The organism is Zavarzinella sp. (genome assembly GCA_041399155.1).
Lineage (GTDB): Bacteria > Planctomycetota > Planctomycetia > Gemmatales > Gemmataceae > JAWKTI01.
On record JAWKTI010000004.1, the window covers coordinates 448264 to 468285 of the forward strand.

The following is a 20022-nucleotide window of genomic DNA, read 5'->3' on the forward strand; positions in this document are numbered from 1 at the left end:
TTTCAGGAATCTGGGAATCATGAGCCAGCTCAGCCATTTCGATGAATCCGGTGCCAGTCGCATGGTGGATATTTCTGCCAAAGCCAGCACCGCACGCGTTGCGGTGGCATCGGGTGTCATCATCATGGCACCCACCACACTGGAAATGATTCAGTTACGGCAGTTTTCCAAAGGCGATGTGTGCGAGGTGGCTCGCCTGGCGGGGATTATGGCGGCAAAGCAAACCAGCCAGATCATTCCGTTGTGCCACCCCATCCTGCTCAGTGGGATCACCGTCGATTTCGAAGTGGAATTGCCAGACCGCCTGAAAATTCTTGCCACAGTGAAAACCAGCGGGCAGACAGGCGTGGAAATGGAAGCATTAACTGCCGTAAGTGCTGCCGGATTAACTGTTTACGATATGTGCAAGTCAGTTGATCGTTCGATGGTGATTTCCCAGATTCAGTTAGAAACTAAAACAGGTGGCAAATCGGGTGATTACCACCGCGACACGGAACAGAAATGATTAAGGCACCATTCACCATTGCTCACACACCTTTTGCGGAATCGTTGCCGCACGTTGGGTGCGAGGTGCTGCCCGATTTGGCACGCGTTGATGAGATTTTTCTCACAAGTCTGGATGCAATTCGTGGGCAATTTCCCGAGTTGTTCCAGCACGTGCGATGTTACCACGGCAAGCGACTTCGACCAATTCTGATGCTGCTGGCCGCACGTGCCTGTGGGCAGGTGACCAGTGCCCACAATACTTTAGCTGCGGTGGTGGAACTGATCCACACAGCAACACTGGTACACGATGATATTCTGGATAACGCCACCAGTCGTCGGGATGTTGCCACGATTCACCAACGGTGGGGCAACAAAGCAGCTATTCTGCTAGGCGATTTTCTCTTTTCGGAAGCCTACCGTTTGTGCAGCACCATCGATGCCACCGCTGGCCAGATGATTGGCGAGGCCACCTCGGCAGTTTGTCTGGGTGAAATGCAGCAAACGTTCCACGCGGGTAACCTGCACCTACGCCTCCATGAATATGAAGAGATGATTGCGGGAAAAACGGGTGCATTGACGGCAGTTGCCACCAGAATGGGTGCATACTATGCTGGTGCATCGCCCAGCACCGTTGCAACACTGACCCAATTTGGCAGGCAGTTGGGAGTATTGTTCCAGATGGCAGACGACATTCTGGATTTAACCGGATCGGAACAGGAAACCGGCAAAACTTTGGGTACCGATCTGGCACAGAAAAAATTAACGCTGCCACTGATTATGATGCTGGAAAAGCTTCATCCTGAAGACAAAACAGCCGCACGTGAGGCGATTGAAGGCAACAATCTTCGCCAGGTTCGCTATTTTCTCCAGCTTTCCCAGGCAATTGAACACTCTTATGAGTATGCCAATAATTTGATGGCTGAAACTGTGCAAAATTTGAACAATTTGCCCGATTCGGCGGCAAAATCTTCACTGAATCATCTTATACGACTAACTTTGCATCGCAGCAGATAATTGACCTTCCCAACATCTGGTGATACTGGCTACAATGCCAAAATCTGGACATTCTGGGTGGGATCGATGTTAGTTACTGAGGAGAATCGCAGTCGCACGGCCCACACTGTTCAAGATAACACTAACGAAACCAGTCCCAAGCCACAAAAACAACGAAAGATTTTCTGGTCGCTATGGAAAGGTCTGGTCATCGGCCTTTTCCTCGCAGGCGGTGCAGAAATCGCTCGTATGGTATTATTTTATAATACACATACGGTGGTTGAAGGCCGTGTTTACCGGTCTGCTCAACTTCCACCAGATAAACTGAAGGATTTTGTCGCAAAGCACAACATCCGCACCGTGGTAAACCTGCGAGGCCGGGCACCTTCAGACTGGTACCCTCTGGAAGCACGTGCCACCCAGGAATTAAGAATTTCTCAGGAAGATATCACGACTTCTGCCAATCACCTACCGTCACCCACAGAAATGCAGCGCATGGTGGAAGTGTTTGACCAGACACAGTACCCCATTTTAATCCATTGTCAGCAGGGTGCCGACCGCACCGGCCTGGCCTGTGCGTGTTACATGCTGCTCTATTCTGACCTGCCTTACGATGAGGCAATGGAGCAATTATCCCCACGTTATGGGCATTTGCCCATGATGTCTACCTACGCGATGGATTACTTTTTTGTGATGTACCAACGCTGGCTGGCGGGCAGGAAACATGAGCCCGCACTCTTTCGCGATTGGATTCTGCACCACTACCAGCCGGGCGTGGGGGCAGCAGAAATGCAGATTGTTGGCAAGAAGCAGGAATTTCAGGCTGGTGAGCCGATTTTGATCGAGGTAACCTGCACCAATATCAGTGCAGAACCGTGGGAATTCTACCCAGGTACAGGTGCCGGCATTCATCTTCGCTATTTTGTACACCCCGTCGTGGATGAAACGCAGCAGCAGGCCACCAGAAATAATACTTCGTTTTACGAACGTGCCTCCTACATCGGTGTGGCAGGCAATTTTCGCCGCACGGTGCCCCCGGGTGGCAAGATTACGTTAAAAATGCCTGTGCCAAAGTTGGAGCCAGGTGTATATTCACTAAAAGCGGATTTATCGGAACCAGGAAACCTGCCACCGAAGAATCTGTTGCCTGCGACGCACCGATCGGACTTGATTGAACGAAGAACCGATTTTGTCCAGTATGGATCCAAACCACTACTTGTTAGTTTTCAAGTTCGCTGATTGCAGATGCTGTAAAAACGATGAAAGGAAAGACAATGACTCAACAGGATGATCTGCTATCGGTTGTAGTGCCCATGAAGGACGAGTCGGCCAATGTGCAGGCAATGTACGAGCGTGTACGCGATGCGTTGACCAACCACGTGGCGTGGGAGCTGATTCTGGTTGATGATGGCAGCACCGACGACACTTATCTGAAATTAAAGCAGATTGCCGCTGCGGATGACCGGGTAAAGGTAATTCGCCTGCGACGCAACTTTGGCCAGTCTTCTGCCACTCAGGCGGGGATCGATGCTGCTTTCGGCAACTATATCGCCACTCTGGACGGCGATTTGCAGAATGATCCGGCAGATTTGCCCAAAATGTTAGAAAAAATTCATGAAGGCTACGATGTAGTGCTGGGCGAACGCGTCCGCCGACAGGATGGCTGGTTTATTCGCAAACTTCCCAGTCGGATGGCAAACTGGCTGATTCGTAAGGTAACCAAACTGCCATTTCGCGATTTTGGCTGTGCCACCCGTGTAATGAAAGCAGAAATTGCCCACAGTTTGCGGTTATATGGTGAGATGCACCGTTTTCTGCCAGTGCTTGCCAGAAATGCGGGTGCACTGATGACCCAGATGCCAGTGAACCACCACGCACGCACAGCGGGGAAATCGAAATATGGACTGGGACGAACAGGTCGGGTGATTCTCGACCTGATTACAATCAGGTTTCTCTCTGGATATTTCAACCGTCCGATGCACTTTCTGGGTGGGGCTGGTCTGCTGGTTTTCCTGTTGAGTGCGTTCTCATTGGCAACCACGGTGGCCATGAAGCTGGGCGTGACGGGGGAACGGATCGATATGACCGGCAACCCACTGTTATTGCTGGCAGTGGCGTTCTTTCTGATGGGCCTGCAACTGATATCGATGGGCTTACTGGGTGAAGTACTGGTCCGCACGTATTACGAAAGCCAGAACAAACGCCCCTATACCGTGCGAGAAAGCATGAATCTCGATCTTTCGATGCCCCACATCCACCACAACCTGCGTGCCGCCTGATTCATTTCGTGTCGATCAGCTAACCTTTCCAATTGATGGGTGGTTGCCGCAATCGTTTCATGAACAATATCTTACCGAGTCTAAGATTGAGCATATAGTAAAGGCGACGGCCGCAAATTGGCCTGGATAAGCGATTCGAGTAGGAATCATTTCGAATCTAATCCGCGTTCTGCTCAATCGCGGACCGTTTGGCCACAGAAGGCGAATCATGGGTGGCGCAATCCAAAACCGCGAGCAAGCGTACTTGGCGATACTGGGCTACGGGTTGGTGCTGCTTCGCAACTTCGCCCACGCAAGCAACGTTGATGTGTGCCGGATCGAGGCCGAGCATCTTCACAACATCCCGTCCTTGTTACAAGAGGAAAACGAGCACAGGCACAAGTACTACATCCTAGCAGAGCGAGGGTTGTACCTCCGGCAGCTCCGCGAGTTGGGATCGGCAGATTACTTGGAGCAGGTCACTATCTGGTATTCCGAGGCATGGCGTGTCCTAGCTGCGGTAGCCGCTGTCACAATCTCCGAGTAGGAATGCAGTAATGTGAATCAAAGACAATTACTCAACGCCACCACTGTAGTGGGCAGGAGTATTTTCTGCCAATAACACGTTATTACTCGAGCGATATTTCTCGGGGTACAGCCTTAGCGTAGGGTAAATTGATCCTTTCAACCTATTTCCCCATCAGGCGGGAGAGAAACGATTTTTTCTGCAGTTTGTACTCCGACATGGTTAATTGATCGTGATCGAACTGATCAAACTGTTCGCCAAAAAATCGCTTCGAAATCGCAAACACATACTCTTCGCCAATGCTGGAATGGTCGAACTCTTCTGGCGTGCCCTGGATATCCACTGTCCAGATTCGCTCCCCAGTGGGTGTGGTGCTGGCTTTCGCATCCAGCGGCAACTCTTCCGCAATGGGCACACCAAAATTCAAATACTCCCCGTCATCTGCACAACCTGCTCGGATTCGCACGGGTTTCCCGTTGTGAAAAACAGCATAGCCATACAGGTTCACCACACTGTGCAGCAGTAACGCCACGCAACAGCAGTTGGGCAATAATTGATTCAACTGGCTGATAATCGGTGGGGCTTTTTCTTCAAAACAACTGTTCGTCAGTGCGATGTCGCCAATCACAATGGAGTGGTGATAAGCCCCCACATACAAGTTGCCATTCTGGGGATAACAGCCATCCTCAAAGCTCGATTGTCGATGGAACAGATAGCTGGGTGCGATCTGTGTCGCCACCTGATCTGCCAATTCGTGGTCGTGGTGGGCGATTTTTGACAACAATGGCTTGTCTGTTGTTGTGGCAACAATGCAGGCTGCTTTCCATCCCATGATCATTCCTTTGCGAGCTGTCCGATATGTGGCATCACAACAGCACGTATCACAATTTTACCTGAAATTTGCGTAACTACCATTGGCGTAGGATCCCAATTGCGTTAAGTGACACGAACTTCACTTTGTAAGCATGAAATTAATTCCATGCACATATAATATATCCTTGTCGAGCTTCAAAATGAGAATTTTTCTTTCAGAATGTCCCGCAACGGATGTAGGAATTAATCCGCAAGTTCTTATCTGATAATTAGTTACGACAAATACAATTTTTTGTGAATTTTTCCAAAATAGCAATCACACCCAGAAATTGTGTACCGCTATCTACTGAACAGACAGTAGCAACTGATCATCAGGTGATCGCGATTTTTCAAAAAAGTGAAAAATAATTTCTGTTGGCTCAACTTACTAATTTGCAATAACTTACGTCGAATTACCAAGTGAATCATTGCACCAAAAATGCCAAATGAGGCATTTTTCATTAATTGAGAAGGATATATTATATGTGAGTGAAATTAATTCCATGCTTTGATTCTGATCAAGAATTCTCAGCAGGGAAAGGGTTTCTCCAAGCGGCCAGAAAGCCAACCACCGTGACGTGGGCCTGGTCCTACCGCTGCAACTCTGCATCGGAAAACATACATTGTACAATGGCACGCAGCTTCAACTGGTGAAGTTTGCTGACCACCTGACTGGAAACGATAATTCTTTTGAAACTTGGGAGTGGGTACGACGATGATCCGTATTTCGCAACTGGCCAATTCTGTTCAACCATCTGCTACTTTAGCGGCCGGCGCGAAAGCCAAAAAGATGAAAGCAGAAGGGATCCGGATTTATGATTTTTCCCTGGGGGAGCCTGATTTTGCCACCCCACCGCACATCTGTGCTGCCGCACAGGCGGCCATGGATGCGGGCCATACCCACTACACGCCCGTTAATGGCATTCCGGAAGTAAAAAAAGCCATCTGCCAGTGGTATCAAACGAAATACGGCTATCAATTCACACCCGAACAGGTAATGGTTTCCAACGGTGCCAAGCATTCGCTTCATAATGTGCTGGCTGCCACGTTAAATCCAGGCGACGAGGTCATCATTCCCGCACCGTACTGGGTTAGCTACAGCGATCTGGTACAGATGACCGGTGCTGTGCCCGTGATTGTGCAGGCACTTCCTGAAAACGGCTTCAAGATGTTGCCCAGCCAGCTTCAGGCAGCACTGACACCGAAGACCCGTCTGCTGATGCTGAATTCACCTTCGAATCCCACTGGTGCGGTGTATTCGCGTGCGGAATTACAGGCACTTGCCGACGTGATTATGACCACGGATGTTGCAATTCTCAGCGATGAGATTTACGAACAATTAATCTACGGTGATCACCAGGCGACGTGCGTTGCCACGTTATCGCCCGAAGTGGCCGCACGCACCATTACCGTAAGTGGTGCCAGCAAAAGTTACGCCATGACCGGCTGGCGGATGGGCTGGGCAATTGCACCCAAGCCGTTGATTGATGCGATGGGGAATATTCAAAGCCAGGAAACCAGTTGCCCTTCCAGCATCAGCCAGTACGCACTGGTTGCGGCACTGACCGGCCCACAGGAGTGCGTTGGCGAGATGCACCAGGCATTTGACGAACGCCGCAAGTATGTGTGCGAACGCCTGCGAAAAGTGCCCGGTATTCGCTTTTCCGATCCTGAAGGTGCGTTTTATCTGTTCTTCGATGTTTCACAGCACTTTGGCAAGACGATCGGTGGGCAGCAGGTAACAGATTCCGCAAGTTTCTGTAAAAGCTGTCTGGAAACAGGCCATGTGAATCTGGTACCCGGGTCGGCTTTTGGCACCGAAAACTTTGTGCGGATGTCTTATGCCAACAGTATGCAGGAACTGGAAGAAGGTTTGAACGCATTCGAAAAATGGCTGCAATCGTAATTGCCTGAAAGATTTATTTTCTGGCGATGAACTTTCGATGCCTACTTCCCAGCATCGATATGATGTGTTGGCAGCCACGCAGACGGGAACTCAAAGGATGGAGCATGACACGCGAGACAATTATTTCCGGCACGCCGGCAGTGGTGGAAAAAGATCGGGATGCTGCACTTCGCCCCAAGTTACTGCGGGAAGTAATTGGCCAGCGGAAAGTGGTCGAACGGTTGATGATCAACGTGCGTGCGGCCAAAAAACTGCAGGAACCACTGGGGCATATTTTATTTGATGGCCCACCTGGCCTGGGCAAAACCACCTTCGCCACGGTGCTGCCCAACGAACTGGGCAAGCCGATTCAGATGACCAGTGGACCGGCACTTTCCAAACCGGCAGACCTGCTGCCATTTTTGACAAATCTGGAAGAAGGGTCGATTCTGTTTATTGATGAAATCCACCGGATGCCCCGCGTGGTGGAAGAATTCATCTATCCGGCGATGGAAGATTTTCGCATTGATATTGTGCTGGGGGAAGGGTTGAATGCCCGCACAATTTCAATGAATTTAAAACGCTTTACCCTGATTGGTGCCACCACCCGCAGTGGGATGCTTTCCAGCCCGATGCGGGATCGCTTTAAGGTACAGGAACACCTGGAGTTCTACTCTACGGAAGAACTGGCACAGATTGTTAGCATTAATGCCCGCAAGTTAAATGCAGTTCTTTCGGATGAAGCCGCCCACGAACTTGCCCGCAGGTGCCGTGGCACCCCACGGATTGCCAATTCACGCCTGTGGTGGGTGCGAAATTTTGCAGCCAGCGAAGGGAATGGCGAAATCTCGCTGGATGTGGCCCGTGCTGCACTGGAAATGCAGGAAGTGGATCGTGAAGGCCTGGATCGGCAGGACCGGAAGTACCTGGAAATCCTGATCGATGTCTTTGGTGGCGGGCCTGCAGGTGTGGAAGCCCTGGCTGCTACCATGAATGTGCCCACGGATACACTTTCAGATGAAATTGAGCCGTTTTTACTGCGGGAACAATTTATCCGTCGCACGCCACGTGGGCGAGAAGCGACCTTGCGTTCTTTTGAGCTGTTGCAGAAGCTGCCCAACATTCGCCCTACCCCACAGCCCGACTTATTTGATAGTTGATTTTTTGCTTGCTACCGCCCAGCGAATGGTTACGATGGAACCATCCTGATAGACAACCCAGGGAGTAAAACGTACATGAGACTCTTCTCCGTCGGAATGATGACCGCAGCGTGTGTCGCTGCACTGGCTGCAACACCGACTCTCGCGGCTGAAAAAGTGCCTTCGATTGGCAAAATTATCGTAGTTGATGACAGTTTCAAAGAACTGCTGGCCCCCGGTGCGGTGATTGAACTGCTGGAAGCCAACAAGTTTGAATGGTCGGAAGGCCCCGTGTGGGACGCACCGAACAAGCGGGTGCTGTTTTCTGATATCCCACGCAACATGATCTGGTCGTGGAGTGAAAAAGACGGCCTGAAAGAATTCCTGAAATCCAGCGGTTACACTGGCAAAGCACCATTCACGGGTCGCGAACCGGGCAGCAACGGCCTGGCATTCAATGCGAAGGGCGAACTGCTGATGTGCATGCATGGTGACCGACGGGTGGCAAAATACGTTGATGGCAAATTTGTCACTCTTGCAGACAAATACATGGGCAAACGCCTGAACAGCCCCAACGACCTGACGATTAAATCAAACGGCGATATCTACTTTACCGATCCCCCATACGGCTTGCCTAAAATCATGCAGGATCCTGCGAAAGAGCTTGATTTTCAAGGTGTGTATCTGCTGCGGGAAGGCAAAGAACCGATTCTGCTGACCAAAGAAGTGACACGCCCCAACGGCATTGCCCTGTCACCAGATGAAAAAACGCTGTATGTCGCCAGTTCCGATCCGGATAAAGCAATCTGGATGAGCTATCCTGTGAAAGACGATGGCACGATCGGTGCGGGCAAATTGATCCACGATGCCACCAAAGAGTTCAAAGCGGGCGATCCTGGCCTGCCAGACGGCATGAAAGTAGACAACAAGGGAAATATCTGGGCAACCGGTCCAGGTGGGGTGTGGGTATTCAATGCCACCGGTAAGCACATCGGCACGGTCTACACAGGTGAAAAAACAGCGAACTGTGGCTGGGGCAACGATGGCAGTGTGTTATACCTGACAGCCGACAAAAACCTGTGCCGCATTCGCACCACCGTGAAAGGGAAAGGCTGGAAGTAATTGTTGAATTTGCAGTTTACAGCTCTATACCCAGATCTTCCATCGTCAGCCCGCTGAGCCCGATCGTTTTCCCACCATCGCTGACAACGGCACTCCATTGCCCATCGCTCGAAGAAACAGAACATTCTTTTTTCGTGGCAGCAGAAAGAGCACAGAGTCGCTGAACCACTTCGCGGGCATCATCCAGATCGCGATTTCTATCTGCCAACAGTTTGCACAGTGCCATGTTGGCAGGCCAGAAGCCCTGATCTGCCGATTTGCGGTACCATTCCAGTCCCTGTTCTTCGTTAGGTTGCTGGCCGGCAAGTCCTTCACAATACTGCCTGCCAAGCTGGTACATTGACTTCCCATTCCCCAGTTGCGCGGCTTGGTGGTAATAACGATATGCAAGCTGCTCATCCATCGGAACACCTTTGCCCTGGCGATAACTGTCGCCCACCAGTTGCAAGGCTTCCGGGTGGTTCTGGTCTGCAGCTTTCATCAGCCAGGGAACACCCAGGACAGGGTCATTTTTGATTACCTGGTAGATCAAACCAATAGCAAACAGCACAATGACTTCATTGTGTGCTGCTTCAGCTTCCAGGTGCGGTAGAATGCTTTCTAATTCATAAGCAGACTGTTCATCATTTGTTTTCCATGCCTGCAGATACCAGCGGGCGGCATCGGCCAGATTTGCTGGAAGTCCTTCCCCATTGGCACACATACGACCGAGATAACGCATCGCAATAGCTTCGCTCTGTGCTGACAATTGCTGGAATATGCCCAATGCTTCAGAATGATTTCCTGTTTCGTATGCAGAGATTGCTGACTGTAGAGTTTTCATCGTCCTTTGCCCATTAGCATTGTGGGGAGGTTCACTTGCCTGAAAGCCACATTCATCTGAAGATGCTGGCATCTTATCGTAGTATTTCAAACAAATCTCAGATAACTTGTTTTGAACTTAGGCGTTTCCGAATGAGCTTCCAGTTGGAAATTCTGCTGCCAAGGAGGTAAATTAAGAGTGATCCCAACAGTCCGTATCCAAGATTCAGGCCGAAAATGCCAGCTTGTTTCCACATGTCTGGAACTGGCTGTTCCAACTCCCACAGTACATGAAGGACATTGATATACAGCATCGTAGCGGAAACTACGAACCAGAATATCAGCATCAGAAGCAGTTTCACCACAAGCAAGATACGATCTTGTTCGCCAACAATCAGAATTACCAGGCTATATACAATCATTGCAAGGAATATTCCTGGCATCAGGACGATGAAAGCCATTATTGTGAAGAACAAGAAATCAGCCATAGCCGCCCAGACCTGGAGTATCGGTTGCTTCTTTATTATTCACTGTCTTTCCCTTACAGAAACAGTTCTTTCAGTGGGGTGCCTGTGGAAACGATGTTCGGGCGGTTTGCAAGATCATCGAAGTGGCTTGTCGGATCGATGCCCAGCGCGTGATACATGGTTGCCGTAATATCTGGTGGGGAAACTGGTTTTTCAGAAGGATAGGCCCCCATACGATCGGACGAACCATAAACAAAACCCGGCTTCACGCCACCGCCTGCCAGCACAATGCTGTAGCATTGCCCCCAATGCTTCCGCCCTGGGGAATTGCCCGCAAAATTCGCTTCAATCGCCACTTTGGGTGCTCGGCCAAATTCACCCATGCACACCACCAGTGTCTGTTCCAGCAGTTCACGATGGTGCAGATCATCTATCAGGGCCGAGAAGGCCAGATCGAACCGAGGTAACAATTGAGTCTTCAATGAATCGAAGATATCGTTGTGGGTATCCCACCCGTAGTCGTCCGCCTGGGTACTGGTATCCTGGCCGCGAATGCCATGGTTGAAGAAGAGATTCACCCACGGAACCTCGGCTTCCACCAGTCGACGTGCCATCAAGCAGGCCTGACCGGAGCGATTCATGCCATAGCTTTCCCGCACGCGGGCAGGTTCATCTCGCAGATCAAACGCACGCAGGTATGCAGGGCGGTGCAACAGTTCGTGGGCCTGTTCGGTGCTGATCCTGCGATCGTGATCCGCAAAATAGGCTGCGGTCTGCTGTAATTGATCCCGCAGTACCTTGCGGCTTTCCAATCTTTCCAATGGTAAGCCGGCACGCATGCGGATTCCTTCGACCACCGGCAATGGTTCCAGCACATTACCAATTAGTAATGGGTCGAAGCCCCGTCCCAGGAAACCAGCATTCTGCCCCGCAGACAGCGCGATAGGTGCCAGCAATGGTCCATTCAAATGTACTGCTGTAAATGGTAATTCTCTGGCAGGTTTCAGCCGTTTCACCACCGCACCCTGTACTGGGAAATCGGTGGGCAAAATGGGCGGATTTGAAGATTTTCTGGCATGAAACCGACCAGTGAGGGAGACATAGCACGCGGAGCCATGGTCGAGGTCGTCATGGCTCATCGATCTCACAACGCACAATCGGTGGGCCAACTGTGCGGTTCGTGGGAGATGTTCGCTGAATCGCACGCCCGGCGTGCTGGTCGCAATGCTTTGAAATTCGCCACGGATCTCGGCAGGTGCATCCGGCTTCGGGTCCCAGGATTCAAATTGACTCATCCCGCCACCAGTGAAAACTACCAGCACCGTCTTGACAGGTGTGGATTTTCTGGCATGCACGGTGGCAGATGAGATCAGCCCACTGACCAGGCCGCTGGCAAACTGGATCCACTGTCGTCGATGGCCGTTAAACAATGTCATGGGTGCGTGTTTTCTGGTCCTTCTACAAGATTTCTGGTACCGCGCCTGAATCCTGGGAACCAGTGAGTACCAAGTGGTGTGCTCCGGGCTCATCCATGAAAACAACTGTTACGGTCGGGCTGCCATCGCAAAGGTCGAGTGCCGCTTGCGAAACATGCTACCTGGTCTGCGATTGAGCAGAATCGCGGACGTGGATACGAAGCAATTCCTTCTCTAATCGCTCAAAGACGCCGACTGCGACCTGCTTTCAGAATAATCTCTTCTGCCAAAAATACAACGAAAAACTGGGATGTTGAGTCAAGCACAGATCCGGAAGTATTCGCGTGGTGTTTCTATCGCACCGTTTCCATTTCAACAACCAGAATCTTCCCTTCGCGTATTGGTGGGGCGGCTCTTAAGATGCGTACTTTTCCCCGGTCTTTGATTGTTGCCAGTTCCTTCTCAGACAGCAAGACAATCCGCTTCCCCTCAAAATCTGTTAAATCTTCTACTGCCACCCCACGAACATGTTTGGAATAGTGGAAACAGTGGTTGAACAGATTGTCCCCACCTGTCAGTGCGTAACTTCGGGTAGTCCATAATTGTTCGATATGGGGGAATTCACTCTTAATTGTGGCAATCTCCCGATTTTTGACTGACTTCGTATCCAGCCACGGGTAAATGCAGGCATTCATCTGCATCCAGATTAGTGCAAAAAAGACACACGTGGTGGCTGCCAGATTCAGAAATCCGTGGCTGGGTGGGCGATTCCATTTCCACATCATCACTACGAAAACCAATGTGCAAACACCTGTCAGAATAGCAACCCAGGTTGCCTGGGGATAGTATCGCACCATCAGATAAATGGCTGCCGCACCGATGATTGCCAAAAAACCAAGCGCTATTTTGGTCACCAATCGGTCGGTGATATCCAGGCGGGTGGTGTTGCGAATCCAGTAATCCACCACCGTGGCTGCAAAAATTGCTGTCATGAAGAACATCGGCATCAGGTGTCGTGGGCGGGATTCCGGATACAGATAGGTCAGAAATAATGGAAACACGAAGCCACAAATTAAGAACTTATGCCAGTTTTCCGGGATGTTCAGCCATGCAGACCAACGGCGGGACAGAGCAAACACAATCCAGAACACGCCGGGTGCCATCATTACCAGGGAAATTGGCAGAAAAGTAACATAATGGCTGGAATCGCTGAAGGAATTCGTGCCAGCAATCATCCCAGTTGTCTGGTGCACTCCCACTTGTTCTGAGGCGATATTAATCAATTGAAACAGAGAAAATGAGGTAACTTTCATTAATGCCACCACCCAGGCGATGGTGGGCAGAGTGGACAGCACCACCGCAATGATATGCGACAGGGTGAATAACTGACGGAACTTCCCTACCCACAGCCAGTAAGGAACGACCGTCATATAGAAGATCGCGGGACCGGTGGGGCCTTTATGCAACGCACTGAAGCCCAGAATGATGCCAATTTTTACCCAGACATTCATGGGAATTTTTTCATGTTCTACCTCGGCATCCCAAAAGAGCTTCATGCACCAGGCGACAAAAAGGCACAGAACGGTATCAATTTCTGCCAGCATGCCTTTTTCCAGCAATGTGGCGGTGGTGAGGACAAATAAGGCAGACATTGCTCTGCCCACGGGGCTGAGATAACGCTTGCCCAGTTGGAAAGCCACCAGCGCACAGAGCAGAGCGGAAATTACCGATGGCAACCGTGCAGTCCAGGTGGTTACTTCCCCACCCAGCACGTAAGAAGTTGCCGCAATGATCCAGAAGTGCAACGGTGGCTTATTGAGATAGGTATCCCCATATAACGTGGGTACGATGAAATTGCCTGACTGCAACATCTCGCGGGCTGGCAGGGCGCGACGGCCTTCTTCCAATCGCAGGGTGCGGTTGCCGAAATTGGGCAAGTAAGCAACTGCCCACAAGAAAATCAGCAACAGAAGAAACCATTTGCTGGAGAGGAAGTCCTTCCAAGTCATTTGCGGCCCTGCAATTTCAATAACGTTTTCTTATTATGTTAGTTTTCCAGACGTTGGTAAGGTGCGATGGATTCTCAACCACTGATCGACTTTCGACAGGCAACACTGGCACGTCCCGGCAGTGGTGAAGTGTTACATCAACTCAACTGGCAACTCCAGTCTGGCCAACAGTGGGCAATTACTGGTGCGGCGGGTGCGGGTAAATCAACTTTTACAGCTGCCATTCAGGGGAAACTGCTGCGTCGGGAAGGCGAAACCATCTGGCCCTTGTGGGACCGTCTGCGGGCCAAAAATCCCCGCCTGACCCACCCTGGGCTGTTGTTTACAGAAGTATCCTTCAAAGAAGATTCGCGTCGCTTTCGGTACGACAACCTCTACTACCAACAGCGGTTTGAGTTCTCCAATGATGCGGATATCCCCACGGTGGGGGCGTTTTTGGGCGATTGGCCAGCAGAACAATTACTTCCCGCCTTGAATCAGGTGGGGCTGTCGCCTGACTTGCTTTCTCACCCACTGATTCATCTTTCGAACGGCCAAACTCGTCGGGCCCGCATTGCACGTGCGTTGTTGATGGATCGGCCAATCCTGATCTTCGATAACCCACTGGTGGGGCTGGATGTTGCTGGGAAACAGGCAATTCTGGATGTGCTGCACCACTGCCATCGATCTGGGCGGCAAATGCTGCTGATTGTGGCACCTGAAGATATTCCAGACTGGATCACGCATGTCCTGCACCTCGAAGATGGGCGGATTGCTCAGTCCTGTGCAAAATCAAGCTATATTATGCCTAATTCTTCGGCAGAACTGCTAACAGAAACAGCACAAGAGCAGTCCGAGGGCCCACCGATTGTGGAATTACGGGATGTCACTATTCGCTATGGGCAGAAAACGCTTCTTTCCCACATCAACTGGACGATTCACGCGGGGGAACGTTGGGCATTAGTGGGGCCCAACGGTTCCGGCAAATCGACCCTTCTTTCTGTAATTGCAGGTGATCAGCCCCAGGCATTTTCCAACCACGTGGTGCTTTTTGGTCGTAAACGCGGCACTGGCGAGACGATCTGGGAAGCGAAACGCCCCATCGGTTTGGTTTCGCCCGAAATCCATCTGTACTTTCGGGAATCGTTGCCAGGGTGGCAGGTGATTGCGACTGGATTTTACGATCAAATGACTTTTCGGCCTATTTCCGCACCACAGCTGGCCAGAGTGCTGCAATTAATGGCTGAATTTCAATGTACCGAGCTCGAAAATCGTCGCTTTCGGGAATTATCGACCGGTCAGCAACGTCTTCTTCTAATTCTGCGGGCGTTGGTGAAATCCCCCCCGCTGGTGATCATGGATGAGCCGTTTCAAGGATTGGATGCCACGCTGATTGCTCGCTGTAAATCCTGGCTGGATAATCACTTACAACCCGAACAGGCACTTCTGTTTGTCACGCACCGTGCGGAAGAAATCCCCACGTGTGTGAAACGCACCCTGCACCTGGATGGGGGCAGAATTGTGAAAGAAAACTAATGAATTGTTGTTATTTTGAAACTGGATAACCATTCCAAAGCACCAGCACATTCCCGTTCGAAAGAAAATCGTAATGACTGCCAACGATGATGGGTTGCGTGGTCAACTCTTTCTGAATGCGTGGGTATTCCTGCTCCAGAACAAACAGATACCCACCCGTGGGTGCTTCCAGAAACTGGTTCACTTCTTTGATAGAGTACAAAATCTTGATTTCGCGCTGGGCATAAAACACCGCACTTTCCCGAAACCAGCCATGGGAAGCCAGTCGCAAATCACTGTCTGGTTGCAATAAATTGTTTTCTCGAATCAGATTCGCGGGTGCTTTGTAGTCATTAAACACTACAGGGGGGAATGCAGAAAGCCCAGCCGTATACAATACGCCCGTAACTGCCAGTACAGGAAGGACTTGCGAGTAGTTTCTGGTAATCAATGCACGCAACACAAATGCGGAACTGATTAATGGAAATACTCCGATCCAGGCGTAAGTGCTGAGGCCAATAAATGGTTTGAACTTGCCACCCGGCAGTGGGATCGTGCCACCGGCGATCAGAATGCCTACTATGGTGATCGCACCGGTAAGGAATAAACCCGACCAAGCCAACCACTGGATTGATTTTGCTGGCTCTGCTACTTTTGTAAACCACCGCACCAGCACACGTGCGGTCAAAATTGCCAGTGCGGGGTACAACGGCAGAATATAGTTCGGTAACTTGGTTGCTGCCGCAGAAAACACGATCAGCCAAACGAAAAACCAGCTTACCAGATAACGAATTGCAGATCGCTCTTCAAGTTCTTCAGGTGCGGTATCGCGATCACGTTTCACCGAGAAGTCCACTGCCTTCCAGAGCGTGTAAACAATCACAAAACTCCAGGGTGCAAACAACACCAGCAGCAACGCGGGATAGTACCAGATTCCCCCACTGTGGCCCTGCATGGGGGCTTGAAAGCGATTGAGATTTTCACCCATGAAAAACCGCGTGGGCCAGATCCCTTTGGTATCTACGGCGACCAGAATGTACCACGGCAACGCCACCAGGTAAAACAACAGGAAGCCATAGATCAGACGCCGATCCCAGACAATTTTCAAACGCCGATCCCAGATCAGGTACAGCAGGATGATCAGTCCTGGCAAGCCAATACCAATGGGGCCTTTTGTCAGAACGGCAAGCCCGGCTGCGATACCACACGGGAAGAACCACCACCTTCGCCCACCGTGGGAGCCGATGTAAAAACAGGCCATGACTGCCATCAGAAAAAACATCAACGACGCATCGGGAGTTGCCGCATGTGCCAAGATGCAGAATTGAATGCAACTTGCCAGAATTATGCCTGAAAGCAGCCCCACTGTACTTCCAAACATGGTGCGTGCCAACTCGTAACACAACAGCACCGCCAGCCAGCAGCAAAAGACTGATGCAAATCTTAATGCGAACTCATTAATTCCGAAAATGCGAATCGAAGTAGTTTGCAGCCAATAAAGCATTACCGGTTTGGCAACGCGGATTTCATAATTGAAATAGGGGGTGATGTAGTTGCCAATTTCCAGCATTTCCCTGCTTGCTTCGCCATTGACGCCCTCGTCCATGTCCCACAGGGTGTGGCTGCCAAGATTCGGCAGGGTCAGCAGTGCATACGCACAGGTGATTAACAGATAATGAAACCACCGTTGATGAGACCAGCAAGACATCATGCCACAATTCTCCTGCACGCGGGCATGATACTGAAATCTTCAGGTGCCTGCAATTACAGTTATATTCGAAGGGATTGAAACCGGACTCTGCTAAATGATGCGAAGATTTGGTAAAGGTGGATAAACATTAATGAATTTTAATTCATTTCTAGCGTAAGAATTGGTGACCGGTGCCCACCTGAGTTTTCTCGACGATGGGGGCAATCTGATCCAGTAACTGCGTGCTGTACCCAGCCTGAATCAGAATCGCTTCAGAAAGTTCCCGCGGATCAACTCGTGCCGCCATGACTTCTCGCTGCTGATCGCGTTGAAATAACGCCTGTTCTGCCTGGTGGGTCATATCAGGTGCCATGTTTCCCCCCACGACATCACCAGCCAGGGGACGCGGTGCGGCACTTTGCAAAGCAGCTTTCGCCTGCTGATTTTTCATTTCCGCAGCCATACTGCCTAATTCATAGGCAATTGCGGTTGCTAATTGATCATCATTGGGAAATGCGTTCAGCATGCCTTCTGAAATCACAATCATATTCTTGCGGTGGTACAACTGTTTTTCGGGAATGCCCACCACCGAAAATTGTGGGCGATTCTGAAACAGATCCGGCTTCGCCGCAACCAGTTTCTGCCCAATCACTTCCACACGGGTGTGTGCCTGCGTCGAGGCGGGTGGACCTGGATGAAATGCCATATCTTCCAGGGATTCACACCCAGAAAAGAAAATAATTGTTGCCAAACATGAAATTTTAATTAGTTTCATCGCCACGTACTCCCACGTGGGGCATAATCGAACTTCCTGCGCACCGCAAGGGGAGTTTTTAATGAGATAGGATTAAAGGTGATGCCGCGAACAAACCGGAAAATAACCCTTCCAGCCACTTCTCTGGTCGTTGTGGAATTTTTCGCCTAGCATAGGATATTACTTTTCCGTTAGTTAAGTTGCCGAACCGTTCACACAGAAAATGAATAACACGCAATCCACAGAACTTTTGTTTGAATTGTCTAAAAGTGGCCGTCGGTGCCATTTGTTGCCGGATTGCGATGTCCCAGTGCGTCCGCTGAACGAATTGCTGCCAGCAGAAATGATTGCCGATGCCCCACCACCCCTGCCGGAAGTGGGCGAAATCGACCTGATTCGGCATTACAACAACCTTTCCACGCGAAATATGTCGATCGATACCAACTTTTATCCGTTGGGATCGTGCACGATGAAATACAACCCCAAACGTCACGAGCGGTTTTCAATGCTGCCTGCGTTTGCCGGGCTGCACCCACTGCAGGATGATGAAACCTGCCAGGGAATGCTCGAAATTCTGTGGGAAATGCAGAATTTTCTGATGGATATTTCTGGTCTGCCGGCCATTTCACTGCAGCCTGCCGCCGGAGCTCAGGGGGAATTGACCGCACTGTACGTGGCAGCCGCCTATTTTCGTGATCGTGGGGAAACCCACCGCAAAACGGTGCTGGTGCCCGATAGTGCCCACGGCACCAACCCTGCCAGTGCCGTGTTGGCCGGCTTCGAAACGGTCACCGTCAAAAGTGCTCCCAATGGCATGGTTGATCTGGCTGATTTTCGCAGCAAACTGAACAACAACACTGCAGTGTTCATGATTACCAACCCAAATACGCTGGGGTTGTTTGAAAATCAGATCAAAATCATCACCGATGAAGTGCATGCTGCGGGTGGCCTGGTTTATCTGGACGGTGCCAACATGAACGCGATCCTGGGCATCACCCGCCCAGGCGACTTCGGTGCGGATATGCAGCACTATAACGTCCACAAAACTTTCACTGGGCCCCACGGTGGTGGTGGGCCGGGCAGTGGACCGATTACCGTACGTGATTTTCTGGCACCGTACCTGCCAGCACCGATTGTTCGGAAAAAAGACGACCGATTTTACCTGGATTACGACCTGCCCAAGTCAATCGGCCGCGTGCGAAGCTTCTTTGGCAACGTGGGCATTCTGTTCCGTGGCTGGGCTTACATCCGCACGTTGGGCCCAGATGGCTTGAAGAAAGTCAGCGAACATGCCGTTTTGAATGCCAACTACCTGTTAAGCAAAATCAAAGATGTCTATCAGGTACCGCACGGCGATCGGTGCATGCACGAATTTGTGGCCAGCGCGAAATTATTGAGGCGAGAGCGAAAAATCAGCGCAATGGATATCGCCAAACGCCTGTTGGATTACGGTTTCCACGCACCCACGGTCTATTTCCCGCTGGTAGTGGCGGAAGCGATGATGATGGAACCCACGGAAACCGAAAGTAAGGAAACGCTGGATCATTTTGCAGAAGTGATGATCAAAATCACGCAGGAAGACCCTGATTTTCTGCATCAGGCACCCCACGAGTTTATTATCAGCCGTCCAGATGAAGTGAAAGCTGCCAAGCAGCCAATTCTGCGCTGGACCCCACCCGTAGAAAGCAGCCCCAGCTTGTAATTGGGGAGTTTTGACGATTCGGAAAACCGCGTTTTGTGAACCGACGACATTAGACACGGTTTACATTTCTTTTGCCTTCATAGCCCGCAGCGTGAGCAAGGGAATTTCTTAGCAAGAGATCGCACACATAGACGCGAAGTCGCAATGAGAACATCGGAGCAATGAGCCAGAAGCGTGAGCGACGGAATTTGCCTTGAGCCGCGGTTTGTTTTTCTTTTGCCTTCATATTCCGAAGCGCAGAGAGGGAATTTCTTAGTCAAATTGACCTCAAAGCGGCAAAGTCGCGAAGGAGTAAGGGAAAACGTTATTACCTCCCAGGCGAGAAACCATATCAGAAACTCGAATTACAACCAATAAGCTGATGCCCATTACAACCGTCATTCCCGCGCAGGCGGGAATCCAGTTTTGCCCACGTAATGTATGTTTCTG

Annotated in this window: 16 protein-coding genes; 9 read left to right on the forward strand and 7 right to left on the reverse strand. The window is 50.7% G+C overall.

The features are described from left to right. Nucleotides 1-19: 19 nt before the first annotated feature. The 4 genes from moaC to R3B84_19620 are packed head-to-tail and all read left to right on the forward strand — an operon-like array spanning nt 20 to nt 3758. Nucleotides 20-505: a cyclic pyranopterin monophosphate synthase MoaC gene (gene moaC, locus R3B84_19605; protein ID MEZ6142774.1), complete on the forward strand. Its 486-nt coding sequence runs from the start codon at nt 20-22 to the stop codon at nt 503-505. Further along, nucleotides 502-1500: a polyprenyl synthetase family protein gene (locus R3B84_19610; protein MEZ6142775.1), complete on the forward strand. Its 999-nt coding sequence runs from the start codon at nt 502-504 to the stop codon at nt 1498-1500. Before moaC ends, R3B84_19610 begins: the two co-directional genes overlap by 4 nt. Then, nucleotides 1501-2718 (forward strand): dual specificity protein phosphatase family protein, encoded by a 1218-nt coding sequence (locus tag R3B84_19615; GenBank protein ID MEZ6142776.1) that lies wholly within the window; start codon nt 1501-1503, stop codon nt 2716-2718. A 35-nt stretch (nt 2719-2753) separates the two neighbouring features. After that, complete coding sequence (locus R3B84_19620) at nt 2754-3758, forward strand: glycosyltransferase family 2 protein (GenBank protein MEZ6142777.1); 1005 nt, start codon at nt 2754-2756, stop codon at nt 3756-3758. Between the two features lie 668 nt (nt 3759-4426). On the opposite strand, the gene R3B84_19625 is transcribed toward R3B84_19620, so the two are convergent. After that, nucleotides 4427-5095: a hypothetical protein gene (locus R3B84_19625; protein MEZ6142778.1), complete on the reverse strand. Its 669-nt coding sequence runs from the start codon at nt 5093-5095 to the stop codon at nt 4427-4429. Between the two features lie 735 nt (nt 5096-5830). On the opposite strand from R3B84_19625, the gene R3B84_19630 reads away from it, so the two are divergent. The 3 genes from R3B84_19630 (at nt 5831) to R3B84_19640 (ending at nt 9261) form a co-directional block, all read left to right on the forward strand. Next, nucleotides 5831-7021 carry a pyridoxal phosphate-dependent aminotransferase gene (locus tag R3B84_19630; GenBank protein ID MEZ6142779.1) on the forward strand — a complete coding sequence of 397 codons (1191 nt, stop codon included), beginning with the start codon at nt 5831-5833 and terminating at the stop codon, nt 7019-7021. A gap of 104 nt (nt 7022-7125) precedes the next feature. Beyond that, nucleotides 7126-8160, forward strand: a complete 1035-nt coding sequence (ruvB, locus tag R3B84_19635) for a Holliday junction branch migration DNA helicase RuvB (protein MEZ6142780.1) — start codon at nt 7126-7128, stop codon at nt 8158-8160. Nucleotides 8161-8235: 75 nt separating this feature from the next. Next, nucleotides 8236-9261: an SMP-30/gluconolactonase/LRE family protein gene (locus R3B84_19640; protein ID MEZ6142781.1), complete on the forward strand. Its 1026-nt coding sequence runs from the start codon at nt 8236-8238 to the stop codon at nt 9259-9261. A gap of 16 nt (nt 9262-9277) precedes the next feature. Here the strand turns inward: R3B84_19640 and R3B84_19645 are convergent, their stop codons facing one another. From R3B84_19645 to R3B84_19660, 4 genes are all read right to left on the reverse strand, one after another. Then, nucleotides 9278-10084 (reverse strand): tetratricopeptide repeat protein, encoded by an 807-nt coding sequence (locus tag R3B84_19645; protein MEZ6142782.1) that lies wholly within the window; start codon nt 10082-10084, stop codon nt 9278-9280. Between the two features lie 97 nt (nt 10085-10181). After that, entirely contained in the window at nt 10182-10484 is a 303-nt protein-coding gene (locus R3B84_19650; protein MEZ6142783.1) for a hypothetical protein, read from the reverse strand. Between the two features lie 119 nt (nt 10485-10603). Then, on the reverse strand, nt 10604-11965 hold the full coding sequence (locus R3B84_19655; protein ID MEZ6142784.1) for a DUF1501 domain-containing protein: 1362 nt from the start codon (nt 11963-11965) through the stop codon (nt 10604-10606). A 332-nt stretch (nt 11966-12297) separates the two neighbouring features. Beyond that, nucleotides 12298-13953 carry a glycosyltransferase family 39 protein gene (locus tag R3B84_19660; GenBank protein ID MEZ6142785.1) on the reverse strand — a complete coding sequence of 552 codons (1656 nt, stop codon included), beginning with the start codon at nt 13951-13953 and terminating at the stop codon, nt 12298-12300. 66 nt (nt 13954-14019) lie between these two features. Between R3B84_19660 and R3B84_19665 the strand changes: the two genes are divergently transcribed. Next, nucleotides 14020-15468: an ATP-binding cassette domain-containing protein gene (locus R3B84_19665; GenBank protein MEZ6142786.1), complete on the forward strand. Its 1449-nt coding sequence runs from the start codon at nt 14020-14022 to the stop codon at nt 15466-15468. 10 nt (nt 15469-15478) lie between these two features. On the opposite strand, the gene R3B84_19670 is transcribed toward R3B84_19665, so the two are convergent. Beyond that, nucleotides 15479-17158, reverse strand: coding sequence for a glycosyltransferase family 39 protein (locus R3B84_19670; protein ID MEZ6142787.1), 1680 nt, complete (start codon nt 17156-17158; stop codon nt 15479-15481). A 148-nt stretch (nt 17159-17306) separates the two neighbouring features. Continuing rightward, nucleotides 17307-17912: a hypothetical protein gene (locus R3B84_19675; protein MEZ6142788.1), complete on the reverse strand. Its 606-nt coding sequence runs from the start codon at nt 17910-17912 to the stop codon at nt 17307-17309. 202 nt (nt 17913-18114) lie between these two features. On the opposite strand from R3B84_19675, the gene gcvPB reads away from it, so the two are divergent. Continuing rightward, nucleotides 18115-19593, forward strand: a complete 1479-nt coding sequence (gcvPB, locus tag R3B84_19680; protein MEZ6142789.1) for an aminomethyl-transferring glycine dehydrogenase subunit GcvPB — start codon at nt 18115-18117, stop codon at nt 19591-19593. The last annotated feature ends 429 nt before the right edge of the window (nt 19594-20022 follow it).

Bases quoted from the DNA above. Each gene is read 5' to 3' on its own strand.
- R3B84_19655 (MEZ6142784.1), bottom strand. From the start codon at position 11,965: ATGACATTGTTTAACGGCCATCGACGACAGTGGATCCAGTTTGCCAGC.
- moaC (MEZ6142774.1), top strand. From the start codon at position 20: ATGAGCCAGCTCAGCCATTTCGATGAATCCGGTGCCAGTCGCATGGTG.
- R3B84_19670 (MEZ6142787.1), bottom strand. From the start codon at position 17,158: ATGATGTCTTGCTGGTCTCATCAACGGTGGTTTCATTATCTGTTAATC.
- R3B84_19660 (MEZ6142785.1), bottom strand. From the start codon at position 13,953: ATGACTTGGAAGGACTTCCTCTCCAGCAAATGGTTTCTTCTGTTGCTG.
- R3B84_19675 (MEZ6142788.1), bottom strand. From the start codon at position 17,912: ATGAAACTAATTAAAATTTCATGTTTGGCAACAATTATTTTCTTTTCT.
- R3B84_19625 (MEZ6142778.1), bottom strand. From the start codon at position 5,095: ATGGGATGGAAAGCAGCCTGCATTGTTGCCACAACAACAGACAAGCCA.
- R3B84_19645 (MEZ6142782.1), bottom strand. From the start codon at position 10,084: ATGAAAACTCTACAGTCAGCAATCTCTGCATACGAAACAGGAAATCAT.
- gcvPB (MEZ6142789.1), top strand. From the start codon at position 18,115: ATGAATAACACGCAATCCACAGAACTTTTGTTTGAATTGTCTAAAAGT.
- R3B84_19665 (MEZ6142786.1), top strand. From the start codon at position 14,020: ATGGATTCTCAACCACTGATCGACTTTCGACAGGCAACACTGGCACGT.
- R3B84_19640 (MEZ6142781.1), top strand. From the start codon at position 8,236: ATGAGACTCTTCTCCGTCGGAATGATGACCGCAGCGTGTGTCGCTGCA.
- R3B84_19620 (MEZ6142777.1), top strand. From the start codon at position 2,754: ATGACTCAACAGGATGATCTGCTATCGGTTGTAGTGCCCATGAAGGAC.
- ruvB (MEZ6142780.1), top strand. From the start codon at position 7,126: ATGACACGCGAGACAATTATTTCCGGCACGCCGGCAGTGGTGGAAAAA.
- R3B84_19650 (MEZ6142783.1), bottom strand. From the start codon at position 10,484: ATGATTGTATATAGCCTGGTAATTCTGATTGTTGGCGAACAAGATCGT.
- R3B84_19630 (MEZ6142779.1), top strand. From the start codon at position 5,831: ATGATCCGTATTTCGCAACTGGCCAATTCTGTTCAACCATCTGCTACT.
- R3B84_19610 (MEZ6142775.1), top strand. From the start codon at position 502: ATGATTAAGGCACCATTCACCATTGCTCACACACCTTTTGCGGAATCG.